The sequence below is a fragment of the Enterobacter sp. RHBSTW-00994 genome (assembly GCF_013782625.1).
GTDB lineage: Bacteria > Pseudomonadota > Gammaproteobacteria > Enterobacterales > Enterobacteriaceae > Enterobacter.
Map to the genome: position 1 here is coordinate 4,251,856 of NZ_CP056199.1, position 12,372 is coordinate 4,264,227.

Annotated in this window: 16 protein-coding genes; 5 read left to right on the plus strand and 11 right to left on the minus strand. The window is 50.5% G+C overall.

Annotation, left to right across the window (positions count from 1 at the left end; translation table 11 throughout):
* Window positions 1-2: 2 nt before the first annotated feature.
* Window positions 3-665 carry a two-component system response regulator PmrA gene (pmrA, locus tag HV346_RS20260; RefSeq protein WP_181620952.1) on the plus strand — a complete coding sequence of 221 codons (663 nt, stop codon included), beginning with the start codon at window positions 3-5 and terminating at the stop codon, window positions 663-665.
* The gene (gene pmrB / locus HV346_RS20265; RefSeq protein ID WP_181620953.1) at window positions 662-1,705 is read left to right on the plus strand and encodes a two-component system sensor histidine kinase PmrB; all 1,044 of its coding nucleotides are present in this window, start codon (window positions 662-664) and stop codon (window positions 1,703-1,705) included. The genes pmrA and pmrB overlap by 4 nt, the downstream gene beginning before the upstream one ends.
* A gap of 38 nt (window positions 1,706-1,743) precedes the next feature.
* On the opposite strand, the gene cgtA is transcribed toward pmrB, so the two are convergent.
* The 4 genes from cgtA to rplU form a co-directional block, all read right to left on the minus strand.
* Window positions 1,744-2,919 carry an Obg family GTPase CgtA gene (gene cgtA, locus HV346_RS20270; RefSeq protein ID WP_181620954.1) on the minus strand — a complete coding sequence of 392 codons (1,176 nt, stop codon included), beginning with the start codon at window positions 2,917-2,919 and terminating at the stop codon, window positions 1,744-1,746.
* A 15-nt stretch (window positions 2,920-2,934) separates the two neighbouring features.
* Window positions 2,935-3,900 carry a DMT family transporter gene (locus HV346_RS20275; RefSeq protein ID WP_181620955.1) on the minus strand — a complete coding sequence of 322 codons (966 nt, stop codon included), beginning with the start codon at window positions 3,898-3,900 and terminating at the stop codon, window positions 2,935-2,937.
* A 95-nt stretch (window positions 3,901-3,995) separates the two neighbouring features.
* Window positions 3,996-4,253 carry a 50S ribosomal protein L27 gene (gene rpmA, locus HV346_RS20280; RefSeq protein ID WP_004385076.1) on the minus strand — a complete coding sequence of 86 codons (258 nt, stop codon included), beginning with the start codon at window positions 4,251-4,253 and terminating at the stop codon, window positions 3,996-3,998.
* A gap of 19 nt (window positions 4,254-4,272) precedes the next feature.
* Complete coding sequence (rplU, locus tag HV346_RS20285; RefSeq protein ID WP_003025032.1) at window positions 4,273-4,584, minus strand: 50S ribosomal protein L21; 312 nt, start codon at window positions 4,582-4,584, stop codon at window positions 4,273-4,275.
* A gap of 258 nt (window positions 4,585-4,842) precedes the next feature.
* On the opposite strand from rplU, the gene ispB reads away from it, so the two are divergent.
* On the plus strand, window positions 4,843-5,814 hold the full coding sequence (gene ispB, locus HV346_RS20290) for an octaprenyl diphosphate synthase (RefSeq protein WP_181620956.1): 972 nt from the start codon (window positions 4,843-4,845) through the stop codon (window positions 5,812-5,814).
* A gap of 229 nt (window positions 5,815-6,043) precedes the next feature.
* The gene (gene sfsB / locus HV346_RS20295; RefSeq protein ID WP_181620957.1) at window positions 6,044-6,331 is read left to right on the plus strand and encodes a DNA-binding transcriptional regulator SfsB; all 288 of its coding nucleotides are present in this window, start codon (window positions 6,044-6,046) and stop codon (window positions 6,329-6,331) included.
* A gap of 63 nt (window positions 6,332-6,394) precedes the next feature.
* On the opposite strand, the gene murA is transcribed toward sfsB, so the two are convergent.
* The 7 genes from murA to mlaF all read right to left on the minus strand — a co-directional run bounded on the left by murA (window position 6,395) and on the right by mlaF (window position 11,159).
* Entirely contained in the window at window positions 6,395-7,654 is a 1,260-nt protein-coding gene (gene murA / locus HV346_RS20300) for a UDP-N-acetylglucosamine 1-carboxyvinyltransferase (RefSeq protein ID WP_181620958.1), read from the minus strand.
* 51 nt (window positions 7,655-7,705) lie between these two features.
* Entirely contained in the window at window positions 7,706-7,960 is a 255-nt protein-coding gene (gene ibaG, locus HV346_RS20305) for a BolA family iron metabolism protein IbaG (protein ID WP_042322109.1), read from the minus strand.
* Window positions 7,961-8,086: 126 nt separating this feature from the next.
* Window positions 8,087-8,380, minus strand: coding sequence for a lipid asymmetry maintenance protein MlaB (gene mlaB / locus HV346_RS20310; RefSeq protein WP_181620959.1), 294 nt, complete (start codon window positions 8,378-8,380; stop codon window positions 8,087-8,089).
* Window positions 8,380-9,015, minus strand: a complete 636-nt coding sequence (mlaC, locus tag HV346_RS20315; protein WP_181620960.1) for a phospholipid-binding protein MlaC — start codon at window positions 9,013-9,015, stop codon at window positions 8,380-8,382. The genes mlaB and mlaC overlap by 1 nt, the downstream gene beginning before the upstream one ends.
* A 3-nt stretch (window positions 9,016-9,018) precedes the next feature.
* Window positions 9,019-9,552, minus strand: coding sequence for an outer membrane lipid asymmetry maintenance protein MlaD (mlaD, locus tag HV346_RS20320; protein ID WP_181620961.1), 534 nt, complete (start codon window positions 9,550-9,552; stop codon window positions 9,019-9,021).
* Window positions 9,553-9,556: 4 nt separating this feature from the next.
* Complete coding sequence (mlaE, locus tag HV346_RS20325) at window positions 9,557-10,339, minus strand: lipid asymmetry maintenance ABC transporter permease subunit MlaE (RefSeq protein WP_181620962.1); 783 nt, start codon at window positions 10,337-10,339, stop codon at window positions 9,557-9,559.
* Between the two features lie 7 nt (window positions 10,340-10,346).
* Window positions 10,347-11,159, minus strand: coding sequence for a phospholipid ABC transporter ATP-binding protein MlaF (gene mlaF / locus HV346_RS20330; RefSeq protein ID WP_181620963.1), 813 nt, complete (start codon window positions 11,157-11,159; stop codon window positions 10,347-10,349).
* Between the two features lie 228 nt (window positions 11,160-11,387).
* Between mlaF and HV346_RS20335 the strand changes: the two genes are divergently transcribed.
* Entirely contained in the window at window positions 11,388-12,365 is a 978-nt protein-coding gene (locus HV346_RS20335; protein ID WP_181620964.1) for a calcium/sodium antiporter, read from the plus strand.
* The last annotated feature ends 7 nt before the right edge of the window (window positions 12,366-12,372 follow it).

Here is a 12,372-nt window from a genome sequence, read left to right on the forward strand (position 1 = left end):
TGATGAAACTACTCATTGTTGAAGACGATTTATTGCTCCAGGAAGGGCTGGCTCTTGCACTCACGAGTGAAGGATACGCACTGGACTGTGCGGCTACCGCCGCAGAAGCAGACTCACTGATCCAAAGTGGTGAGTACAGCCTGGTGATCCTGGATTTGGGTTTGCCTGACAAAGACGGTGCAACGCTATTGAGTCAATGGCGTCGACGCGGTGTAAGTAATCCCGTACTGATCCTGACAGCACGCGATGCACTTGAAGACCGAATCAACGGACTGGACTCCGGTGCTGATGACTATCTGGTAAAACCCTTTGCTCTGGCAGAATTACAGGCGCGTGCCCGCGCCTTGATTCGTCGTTATCAGGGACACAGTGATAATCAGCTTACCGATGGCGATCTCACGCTAAACCTGCAAACCCAGCAGGTGTTACGTCAATCTCAGCCGGTTGAAGTCACTCCAAAAGAATTCGCGTTGTTAGCACGCCTGATAATGCGTTCTGGCCAAACGGTGCACCGCGAAACATTACAGCAGGACATCTATTCCTGGCAGGACGATCCGGGATCAAACACGCTTGAAGTTCATATTCATAACCTGCGGCGTAAGCTGGGCAAAGACAGAATCAAAACTGTTCGCGGTGTTGGCTATCGCCTGGAGAGCCAGAAATGAACAGCATGCGTCGGCGATTAATGGTGCTGCTGGCGCTAATTCTGCTCTTCTTCCAGTTGATCAGCGTCGTCTGGCTCTGGCACGAAAGCCGCGAGCAAATCAGCTTTCTGGTCAATGAAACACTCTCAGCAAAATCACGAAATCATCATGTAGAGAAAGAAATCAGGGAAGCAATCGCTTCGTTGCTGGTTCCTTCTCTGGTGATGGTGAGTTTCACCTTGCTCTTCTCCTTCTGGGCCGTGACCTGGATAACGCGGCCACTTAACAAATTGCGCGATAGCCTTGCTAACCGTTCAGCGGATAATCTCACTCCTCTTCCTATGTATTCTGATATGGAAGAGATTGGGGCCGTCACCACCTCCTTAAATCAGTTACTGGCCCGGCTCGACCATACGATCCAGCAGGAACGCCTGTTTACCGCCGATGCCGCCCATGAACTACGTACGCCACTGGCAGGCATCCGCCTTCACCTTGAGCTAATGGCCCAGTCAGGCACTGCGCAAGCGACTTCGCTGGTTAATCGTATCGATCAGCTCATGCACACCGTAGAACAACTTCTGATGCTGGCTCGAGCAGGACAGGCGATGGCGAGCGGCCACTACGATACCGTGCGCTGGACCGAGAATATTATTACGCCGTTATCACTGGAGCATGATTTCAGAGAGCACAATGTCGTTTGGCCTGCCAATAGCGAACTGATCGTTCAGGGAGATGCGGTTTTATTACGATTGATGTTGCGTAACTTACTGGAGAATGCTGCCCGGTATAGCCCGGAAAAGACAACTATTACCGTCTCACTGGAAGCGGTCGACGGAGGAACACAGGTCAGTGTGCGTGATCAAGGTCCGGGCATTGACGAAGCGCACAGGCAGTCGATAACCGAACCTTTCCGCCGACTGGATCAACGTTATGGAGGGAGCGGGCTTGGGTTAAGCATCGTTCAGCGTATTGTTCAACTCCATCACGGCAAACTCACGCTTGATAACCACCCTGATGGCGGGCTGTTAGTCAGTTGCTGGTTACCCTCAACATTGAGTTAAAAAAAAGCCCCCTTTGAACAGGGGGCTTTTTGCAGGAATTAGTGCTTGTAGATGAATTCGACGCCTTCTTCGTCGTCTTCATCCCAATCATCATCCCAGTCTTCATCATCTTCTTCAGTTTCCAGCTCTTCGAGCTGCTGGCGATGGTAGTCATCCCACATGAATTCCACTTTTTCAGGCTGTTTAACATCTTCAGCCTGAGCAACTGGATTCTCGATGATAAAGGTCATCACATCCCAGCACAGATCTTTCACGCCGACCTGGCTTGCAGCGGAAATCAGGTAGTATTTCTCTTCCCAACCCATCGCTTCAGCAATCGCTTTCGCTTTCGCCTCAGCTTCTGCTTTATCCATCAGGTCGATTTTGTTAAAGACCAGCCAGCGTGGCTTAGATGCCAGCTTATCGCTGTATTTTTCCAGCTCGCCAATGATGATACGGGCGTTCTCAACCGGGTCAGAACCGTCGATTGGGTCGATATCAATGAGATGCAGCAACACACGGCAACGCTCGAGGTGTTTCAGGAAACGGATCCCCAGACCTGCACCTTCAGCAGCCCCTTCTATCAGACCTGGAATATCTGCAACCACGAAGCTCTTCTCGTTATCCATACGAACAACGCCAAGGCTTGGTACAAGCGTGGTAAATGGATAATCCGCCACTTTCGGCTTGGCTGCAGAAACAGCGCGGATGAAAGTCGATTTACCCGCGTTTGGCATACCCAGCATACCGACGTCTGCCAGCAGCATCAGCTCCAGTTGCAGGTCGCGTTTGTCGCCCGGCGTCCCCATCGTCTTCTGGCGCGGAGAACGGTTCACAGATGATTTAAAACGACTGTTGCCCAGGCCATGCCAACCGCCCTTTGCCACCATCAGACGCTGACCATGCTTGGTCATATCACCCATGGTTTCACCAGTCCCCTGGTCGATGACACGTGTACCTACAGGTACTTTGATAGTGACATCCTTACCACGTTTGCCAGTACAATCGCGGCTCTGGCCATTTTGGCCACGTTCAGCACGGAAGGACTTTTCAAAGCGGTAGTCGATCAGTGTATTGAGGTTTTCGTCCGCCTCTAACCACACGTCACCACCATCACCGCCGTCGCCGCCGTCAGGACCGCCACGGGGTATATATTTTTCACGGCGGAAGCTCACGCAACCATTACCGCCATCACCTGCTACCACCAGGATCGTTGCTTCATCAACAAACTTCATTTTACTCTCCGTAAATCATTCGCCTGAGCGGGGGACAACTACAACCGCTTCATTTTTGCGCCAACGCCCCCAGAGACGATGACCAATGGCGGAATACATCGCGCCCGCAACCACGACAAACGCACCGAGATAACCCAACAGGTTTAACATCGGCTTGACGAAGAAATCGGGCCAGGCCATTGATAACAAATCTGAAAATAACAGCGTAAACAGCGGAGTCAGCGTAATTAACGCACTCACCTGCGCTGCCTGCCAACGCGCCATAGCTTCAGCTAGCGCGCCATAACCGACCAGCGTATTAAGCCCACAGAAAATGAGGCACGCCAGTTGCCAGTCGCTTAGCTGAGAAATCACACCCGGCTTTGCTAACGGCAATAATGCTATTGTACACAAAGTGTACAGTAAAAAGAGGATCTGCTGTGAGGCTAGTCTACGCAATAACACCTTTTGCGCGACGCCGTAGCTCACCCATACTGTTGCCGCGCCTACACCAAAAATCACACCCCAGGTGTAATCTGTCAGGCGGGTAAAAATTTCTACCAAACTGGTGTTAAAGAACATCACCAGGCCACACAACAGCATACTCGCCCCGACAATCTGCGTGCCGCGCATCTTCTCTTTCAGGATGAAGACACTGGCGACCATCATGCCAACGGGTGAAAGTTGACCGATCACCTGCGACGCGGTAGGGCTAAGATATTGCAGGGAAGAACTGAACAGAATGAAATTACCGAACAGACCACCTGTTGCAATGGCAAGCAGCACAAGCCAACGAGGTTTGCGAAAAACCCGCAGTGGCGGAAGCTTTCCTTTGATAGCCAGGATAGCACCAAGGCCAATGCTTGCCATCAGGAAGCGATAGAACACCACCGTAGGGGGTTCCATCACTTCCAAAACCTGCTTCATTGCAATTGGCAATGCCCCCCAGCATATCGCTGTTGTAAGCGCCAAAAGGATACCAATGCCGGCCTGCTGCTTCATGCCCGTTTTCCCTGCAGAAAATTTTACGGACTTCTAATGTAAAAAGCCCCGCAACACGTTGCGGGGCTTTAATCCGTTACCGGACCACGAAAAACTTACTCAGCAACGATGCTGATGTATTTACGGTTGTTCGGGCCTTTAACTTCAAATTTCACTTTACCGTCTGCTTTAGCAAACAGAGTGTGGTCACGACCGCAACCTACGTTGTTGCCAGCGTGGAATTTAGTACCACGTTGACGAACGATGATGCTACCCGCCAGAACGGATTCGCCACCGAAACGCTTAACGCCGAGGCGTTTAGCTTCTGAATCGCGACCGTTACGAGTTGAGCCGCCAGCCTTTTTATGTGCCATTTAAATCTCTCCTCAGGTCTTAGGCGCTGATGCCAGTAATTTTCACATCAGTGAACCACTGACGATGGCCCTGCTGCTTACGGTAGTGTTTACGACGACGAAACTTAACGATTTTAACTTTCTCGCCACGACCATGAGCAACAACTTCAGCTTTGATAACGCCGCCATCAACGAAAGGAACGCCGATTTTGACTTCTTCACCGTTTGCGATCATCAGCACTTCAGCGAATTCAACAGATTCGCCAGTTGCGATGTCCAGCTTTTCCAGGCGAACGGTCTGACCTTCGCTTACTCGGTGTTGTTTACCACCACTTTGGAAAACCGCGTACATATAGAACTCCGCTTCCGCGCACATCCTCGTATGATTCAGAGTGCGCTATAAATATTCACAATAGGGCGCGAATATTACGCAAAACACGAGCCTTTGACAAGTGCTACCGTCAATACATGAAGAAAAAAAACACAACACGCACGGTAACGTTTATCTGAGCCATTTTTTCAGTACAATCAGAGGTACTATTGATAAACTGAAACCCTTCGTTAACCCATTTGTAATGGGATAAACAGGATAAAAAGCCCGGCTTTTGCGATGAATCTAGAAAAAATCAATGAGTTAACCGCGCAAGATATGGCGGGTGTAAATGCAGCAATCCTGGAGCAACTCAACTCTGACGTTCAGCTGATCAATCAGTTAGGTTATTACATCGTCAGCGGCGGCGGTAAACGCATTCGTCCTATGATTGCCATTCTGGCTGCAAGAGCCGTGGGTTATCAGGGAAATGCTCATGTCAGCATTGCTGCCCTGATCGAATTTATCCACACCGCCACACTATTGCATGATGACGTGGTAGACGAATCGGATATGCGTCGTGGAAAAGCCACCGCAAACGCGGCCTTTGGCAACGCTGCCAGCGTTTTGGTGGGGGATTTTATCTATACCCGTGCCTTCCAGATGATGACCCGTCTTGGCTCATTAAAAGTGCTGGAAGTCATGTCTGAGGCCGTTAATGTGATCGCTGAAGGCGAAGTCCTTCAGTTGATGAATGTTAACGATCCGGACATCACTGAAGAAAACTACATGCGTGTGATTTACAGTAAAACCGCGCGTCTGTTTGAAGCAGCAGCACAGTGTTCTGGTATTCTTGCCGACTGCACGGAAGAACAAGAGCGTGGCCTGCAAGACTATGGTCGCTATCTGGGTACAGCATTCCAGCTGATTGATGATTTACTGGACTACAGCGCCGATGGTGAAACGCTGGGCAAAAATGTGGGTGATGACCTGAATGAAGGTAAACCGACCTTGCCGCTTCTCCACGCCATGCGCAATGGCTCCCCGGACCAGGCAAAAATGATCCGTGAAGCTATCGAACAAGGGAATGGTCGACATCTTCTTGAACCAGTACTGGAAACAATGGCTATCTGTGGTTCGCTTGCCTGGACGCGACAGCGTGCGGAAGAAGAAGCAGATAAAGCAATTTCTGCCATTCAGGTGATTCCAGACAGCCCATGGCGGGATGCCCTCATCGCCCTTGCCCACATCGCAGTACAACGCGATCGCTAGCCTTTCACGCTCTCCCCGCAGCCCTTGCGGGGAGATTCCAATAAGCGCCAATAAACACCATATTCATATTAAATCATCAGCTTACATGCCGCATGAATAAAGCTGCGCCATATTCTGAATATTGCTTCCAGTAACTCGAACTTTTTAGAACCCGTGTTCGAAGAAGGTATAGTAACGCTGTTATTTCATGAGAAATGACGTGGAAGGTATACGAACACAAGGACAGCATATGGATACGAAATTTATCGACTGGCATTCAGCCGATATTATCGCGGCGCTACGTAAAAAAGGGACATCGCTGGCGGCGGAATCTCGTCGCAGTGGGTTAAGTTCTTCGACACTTGCGAATGCACTGACTCGCCCGTGGCCAAAAGGGGAATTGATTATCGCAACCGCACTGGAAACACATCCGTGGGTAATCTGGCCATCGCGTTATCACGATCCCATCACACATGAGTTTATCGACAGAACACGCATGATGCGTAACAGAAGACAAGAACAAGCCCAAAAGAGCTGATAGTTGTATTTTAACAGGAACAGCAACCCCCCGGTCATCTCTGGCAGGGGGCTGCCGGAACGATTACTCGCCCTTCACACGTTCGATATTCGCACCTAACGCACGCAGTTTATCTTCGATGCGCTCATAGCCACGATCGATATGATAAATACGATCAACAATCGTCGTACCTTCGGCAATACAACCCGCCAGTACCAGGCTCGCAGAAGCGCGGAGATCGGTTGCCATCACCTGCGCACCCGACAGTTTTTCTACTCCATGGCAAATCACGGTGTTGCTTTCAATTTCAGCACGTGCGCCCATACGGATAAGTTCCGGTACGTGCATGAAACGGTTTTCAAAAATCGTTTCAGTAATGAATCCCGTCCCTTCAGCCACCAGGTTCAGCAGGGTAAACTGCGCCTGCATATCCGTCGGGAAAGCTGGATGCGGAGCCGTGCGGACATTAACCGCTTTCGGACGTTGACCATGCATATCCAGGCTGATCCAGTCTTCACCGGTTTCGATATCAGCACCAGCATCACGCAGCTTAGCCAACACGGCATCAAGCGTATCAGGCTGAGCATTGCGGCATACAATTTTGCCACCCGAAATAGCCGCAGCGATCAGGAATGTGCCTGTTTCGATACGGTCAGGCAGAACACGGTAAACACCACCACCCAGACGTTCAACACCTTCGATCGTAATGCGATCGGTTCCCTGGCCGGTGATCTTAGCGCCCAACGCAACGAGGAAGTTCGCTGTGTCGACAATTTCAGGCTCACGCGCGGCGTTCTCAATAACTGTCGTTCCTTCAGCCAGCGTTGCCGCAGACATGATCGTTACCGTCGCACCTACGCTCACTTTATCCATTACAATGTGTGCGCCTTTTAAACGACCATTGACGGATGCTTTAACGTAACCTTCTTCGAGTTTGATCTCTGCGCCCAGTTTTTCCAGACCAAAGATGTGCAGATCAACCGGACGAGCACCAATTGCACAACCACCAGGCAGAGACACCTGGCCCTGACCAAAACGCGCCACCAACGGACCAAGGGCCCAGATAGAAGCACGCATAGTTTTCACCAGATCATACGGCGCACAAAAGATGTTAACGTTGCTGGCATCGATCCAGACTGAGCCATTGCGCTCTACTTTCGTACCCAACTGGCTGAGCAGTTTCATGGTCGTGTCGATGTCTTTCAGTTTCGGTACGTTCTGGATTTCTACCGGTTCTTCTGCGAGCAGCGCTGCAAAGAGGATAGGCAGCGCGGCGTTTTTGGCGCCAGAAATTGTGACTTCGCCCTGGAGACGCGTTGGCCCCTGTACACGAAATTTGTCCATGATATTGCTCTCTTATAAATTCAACCGTGCCGCGAGCCTGAAGCTCTCAGCTCAAAAACCGTTTAGCTTGCGATCGCGAGCCCACTCTTGCGGCGTGAACGCTTTAATCGACAGGGCGTGGATGCGGTTATCCGCAATGTATTCCATCAGTGGCGCGTAGACAGCCTGCTGTTTCTTCACACGGCTCATACCGTCGAAAATCTCACCCACAGCAATAACCTGGAAGTGACTGCCATCGCCAGAAACGTGGGCTTCCTGAAGGGAGAGTGCATTCATCAGCACTGTCTGGATTTCATTATTTTCCATGGGTTCTATATCATCTGATCGTGAAAACAAGCCCAACATCTTAGAGCAAAGTTGCGCCGTCTTAAACAAACAAAAAGCCCCGACAATGAAACAGTCAGGGCTTTCAGAAGTAACGTACTGAAAAAGTTAGCGAGGTAATACGTCGTCAGGCAAATTATAGAGCTGTGCAAGAGTCACTACATTGTCGCTGACGCCTGAAAGCGTAACGTGTGCGCCCTGCTTTTTACCCACCGCAACCAAATGCGTCAACAACGCAATACCTGCCGTATCCACACGAGAAACGCCGCTTAAATCAATCAATTGAATGCCTTGCATCGCTTCATGCCGCGCATCCCAAAGAGGATTCAGCAGATCCTGATCAAGCTCGCCAGACAGCCGTAATGTGTCACCTTCACGCGACCAGCTTAATTGCTGCGGCATTACTTTTTCTCGTCCAGAGTAATTTTCTGACGGGAGATGGACTGTAATTGCGCAGTCAAACCGTCAATGCCTTTGGTGCGTAGCAGATCGCTCCACTCATTCTGTTTCGTGGTAACCATACTCACCCCTTCAGCGATCATGTCATACGCCTGCCAGTTTCCCGTCTGGCTGTTTTTACGCCACTGAAAATCAAGACGAACCGGCGGCCGACCATTAGGGTCCAGAATAGTTACGCGAATAGGAATAATGGTTGCATCGCCCAGCGGTTGCTCTGGCGCGATCTGATAAGTCTGGCCATGGTACATCGCCAGTGCCTGACCATAGGCCTGTTTCAGATATTCCCGGAAAGCGGCAAAGTAGGCATCACGCTGAGCAGGCGTCGCATCTTTATAATAACGCCCTAACACAAGCGCACCGGCGTATTTGATTTGTACGTAAGGCAACAGTTCCTGATCGACCACTTCACGCAAATAATCCGGATTAGCACGAATTTTTGATTGTTCATTTTTCAAACGGTCAAACGTTTTCTGTGCAGCTTCATCCATCTGTTTATACGGATTAGTCGCATCAGCGGCAATTGCTGCCGTCAGGGGGGCGATCATCAACATCGCAACCATTAACAGTCGTTTAATCATAAATTACTTCTCCTGCGATGAATTCGTTGTGCCTTGAGCAGGCTCACTATCAGCTTTCTTATCATCACCACCTTTACTGCTGTAAAGGAACTGACCGATCATATCTTCCAGCACCATGGCTGATTTCGTATCCTGAATCACGCTACCGTCTTTAAGGATAGTCGTTCCCAGTTCAGGGTCCTCAAAACCGACGTTTAGCGCCAGATATTGTTCGCCCAGAAGACCTGAAGTCCGGATAGAAAGCGAACTGGTATCAGGAATGTGGTTGTAACGTTCTTCAATATCCATCGCAACGCGTGGCAGGTAGGTTTTCTCATCCAGTGTGATATCTGCCACCCTTCCAATAACCACACCGCCAATACGCACCGGTGAGCGCGCCTTCAGCCCTCCGATATTATCGAACGTTGCGAAAATACGATAAGTAGGTTCGGTGCGAATGGACGTAATATCTGCGGCCCGCAGGCAGATAAACAGTGCAGCCAACAGTGCCAGCAACAGAAACACGCCTACCCAAATTTCATTTTTTCTCGTTTGCATGAACTCAATTCCCAAACATCAGTGCGGTGAGCACAAAATCCAGACCCAGTACGGCCAGCGACGAATGAACGACAGTACGTGTTGTTGCGCGGCTAATGCCCGCTGACGTTGGAATGGCATCATAGCCATTAAACAACGCAATCCAGGTGACCGTAATGGCAAATACAACGCTCTTAATCAGACAGTTAACTAAATCCATACGCAGGTCGATAGCATCCTGCATGGCAGACCAGAAGAAACCAGCATCAATCCCTTTCCAGTGTACACCGACCAGCGATCCCCCCCAGATACCCACTGCCACAAAGAGAATCGTCAGCAGAGGTAAAGAGATAACGCCCGCCCAAAAGCGAGGTGAGATCACCCGGCGTAGCGGATCAACCGCCATCATCTCCATACTGGAAAGTTGCTCAGTGGCGCGCATCAGGCCAATTTCTGCAGTTAACGCCGAACCCGCGCGCCCGGCAAACAGAAGTGCAGCAACCACAGGTCCCAGCTCACGCAGCAAGGAGAGTGCCACCAGCATGCCGAGGCTGGTTTCCGCACTGTAAGTCGTCAGAACGAGATAGCCCTGAAGCCCAAGCACCATACCGATAAACAGTCCGGAGACAATGATAATGATCATCGACAGAACGCCGACATTATAAAGCTGCCGCACCAGCAGAGGGGCATGCTTACGGAATTCCGGCTTGCCGACCAGCGCGTTGAATAACATCAATCCAGCGCGCCCGAACGTCCTGATGGTTTTTACGCCACGGTGTCCAAGAGCGGCCAACGCATTTAACAACATGAGTGGCTTAACTCCCTATTCCCAATAAATCGTCACGATAGTCACCCGATGGGTAGCGGAATGGCACAGGGCCATCCGCGATACCGTCCAGGAACTGTCGTACTCGTGGATCGCCATTCTCCTGCAAGGCATGAGCGCTACCGTGCGCGACGATCTTCTGGTCTGCCACAATATACGCGTAATCGGCAATGCTCAGTACTTCCGGCACGTCGTGAGATACCACGACACAGGTAACGCCCAGTGCACTGTTCAGCTCAGAAATGAGCTTCACCAGCACACCCATGGTGATAGGGTCTTGTCCGACGAAAGGTTCGTCAAACATAATTAAATCAGGTTCTAAGGCAATAGCACGCGCCAGTGCGGCACGCCGCGCCATGCCACCAGAAAGCTCTGATGGCATCAATTTAGCTGCACCACGTAAACCTACCGCTTCGAGTTTCATCATTACCGTGCTTTTAAGCAGCTCGGGGGGCAGACGCGTATGCTCACGCAGCGGGTAAGCCACGTTATCAAAGACGTTCATATCGGTGAATAATGCGCCTGACTGAAAGAGCATACTCATACGCTTGCGGACGGTGTAAAGACGCGAGCGCGACATGACCGGGATGTTCTCACCATCAAACAGGATCTCGCCGCTGTCTGGTGGGATCTGCCCACCAATAAGACGCAACAATGTCGTTTTACCGATCCCGGACGGGCCCATAATGGCCGTGATCTTACCACGCGGTACAGTCAGCGATATATCATCAAAGATCAATCGGTTGCCGCGAGAAAAGCTGACGCCACGGACATCGACTAAATTCGCCATAGTTTGGCTCATTTATGGTTCCTTTCTTACTCTACTTCACGTTAAGCACATCGCTTAAATCAGCCCTAATCTCAGCATTTTTACAGAATAATGCCTGGTGAGGTTAGCGAAAGCTGGCATTTGTTTTACTTTTCCGGCGCATAAAGTCAAAATTAGGAATTCGTTACGTCTCAGACTGTATGCAGCGCCAAAGATTCATTCGCTGTGGACCGGCGAGTATACCTGAATAAAGGACTTTTGATGCTTTTAGCAACGGCACTGTTAATAATTGGTTTACTTTTGGTGGTCTACAGTGCTGACCGTTTGGTATTTGCTGCATCGATCCTGTGCCGCCTTCTTGGCGTACCACCCATTATTATTGGATTAACGGTTGTCAGCGTTGGGACATCGCTTCCAGAAATTATCGTCGCTGTCTCAGCCTCGCTACACGGCCAGGTCGATCTTGCTATCGGCACTGCCATTGGCTCCAATATCGTCAATATTTTACTGATTCTTGGCCTGGCGGCATTACTGCACTCATTTCGCGTGCATTCTGATGTCTTGCGCCGTGAATTGCCGCTAATGTTAATCGTAAGTTTACTGGCAGGTTGCGTGCTTTATGACGGAGAGCTGAGCTATGGCGATGGCATCTTTTTGCTGACGCTGGCAGGAATATGGCTTCTGTATAGTGTGAAGATTGCCCGACTTGCGGAAAAACAAGGTGATGACAGCCTGATGCGTGAGCATATTGCCGAGCTACCGCGCGAAGGAACTTTACCTGTCGCGCTGCTTTGGCTTGGCGTTGCGCTCATTATCATGCCGATGGCAACACGTATGGTCGTGGATAACGCGACGGTGCTGGCGAACTATTTCGCCATGAGTGAACTGACGATGGGCCTGACCGTGATTGCCATTGGAACCAGCTTACCTGAACTGGCAACAGCCATTGCTGGCGCACGTAAAGGTGAAGATGATATCGCGATTGGCAATATCATTGGCTCAAACATTTTTAATATTGCGATCGTGACTGGCCTGCCAGCGCTGATATCGCCAGGGCCATTTAATCCACTGGCCTTCTCGCGCGATTACGGCGTGATGTTGCTGGTCAGTGTTATTTTTGCCCTGCTCTGCTGGCGACGAAAACAGCAGATAGGTAAAAGTGCAGGCGCATTGCTTACAGGTGGATTTATCGTATGGATGGCGATGCTGTACTGGCTGTCGCCTCTTCTCTCTGGGTAAACGGAAA

Excerpts from the sequence above, each read along its gene's own strand:
- mlaF (WP_181620963.1), bottom strand. The coding sequence starts at position 11,159 with ATGAGCCAAACTATGGCGAATTTAGTCGATGTCCGTGGCGTCAGCTTT.
- cgtA (WP_181620954.1), bottom strand. The coding sequence starts at position 2,919 with ATGAAGTTTGTTGATGAAGCAACGATCCTGGTGGTAGCAGGTGATGGC.
- HV346_RS20275 (WP_181620955.1), bottom strand. The coding sequence starts at position 3,900 with ATGAAGCAGCAGGCCGGCATTGGTATCCTTTTGGCGCTTACAACAGCG.
- pmrB (WP_181620953.1), top strand. The coding sequence starts at position 662 with ATGAACAGCATGCGTCGGCGATTAATGGTGCTGCTGGCGCTAATTCTG.
- rpmA (WP_004385076.1), bottom strand. The coding sequence starts at position 4,253 with ATGGCACATAAAAAGGCTGGCGGCTCAACTCGTAACGGTCGCGATTCA.
- HV346_RS20335 (WP_181620964.1), top strand. The coding sequence starts at position 11,388 with ATGCTTTTAGCAACGGCACTGTTAATAATTGGTTTACTTTTGGTGGTC.
- ibaG (WP_042322109.1), bottom strand. The coding sequence starts at position 7,960 with ATGGAAAATAATGAAATCCAGACAGTGCTGATGAATGCACTCTCCCTT.
- ispB (WP_181620956.1), top strand. The coding sequence starts at position 4,843 with ATGAATCTAGAAAAAATCAATGAGTTAACCGCGCAAGATATGGCGGGT.
- mlaE (WP_181620962.1), bottom strand. The coding sequence starts at position 10,339 with ATGTTGTTAAATGCGTTGGCCGCTCTTGGACACCGTGGCGTAAAAACC.
- rplU (WP_003025032.1), bottom strand. The coding sequence starts at position 4,584 with ATGTACGCGGTTTTCCAAAGTGGTGGTAAACAACACCGAGTAAGCGAA.
- mlaB (WP_181620959.1), bottom strand. The coding sequence starts at position 8,380 with ATGCCGCAGCAATTAAGCTGGTCGCGTGAAGGTGACACATTACGGCTG.
- pmrA (WP_181620952.1), top strand. The coding sequence starts at position 3 with ATGAAACTACTCATTGTTGAAGACGATTTATTGCTCCAGGAAGGGCTG.
- sfsB (WP_181620957.1), top strand. The coding sequence starts at position 6,044 with ATGGATACGAAATTTATCGACTGGCATTCAGCCGATATTATCGCGGCG.
- mlaC (WP_181620960.1), bottom strand. The coding sequence starts at position 9,015 with ATGATTAAACGACTGTTAATGGTTGCGATGTTGATGATCGCCCCCCTG.
- mlaD (WP_181620961.1), bottom strand. The coding sequence starts at position 9,552 with ATGCAAACGAGAAAAAATGAAATTTGGGTAGGCGTGTTTCTGTTGCTG.
- murA (WP_181620958.1), bottom strand. The coding sequence starts at position 7,654 with ATGGACAAATTTCGTGTACAGGGGCCAACGCGTCTCCAGGGCGAAGTC.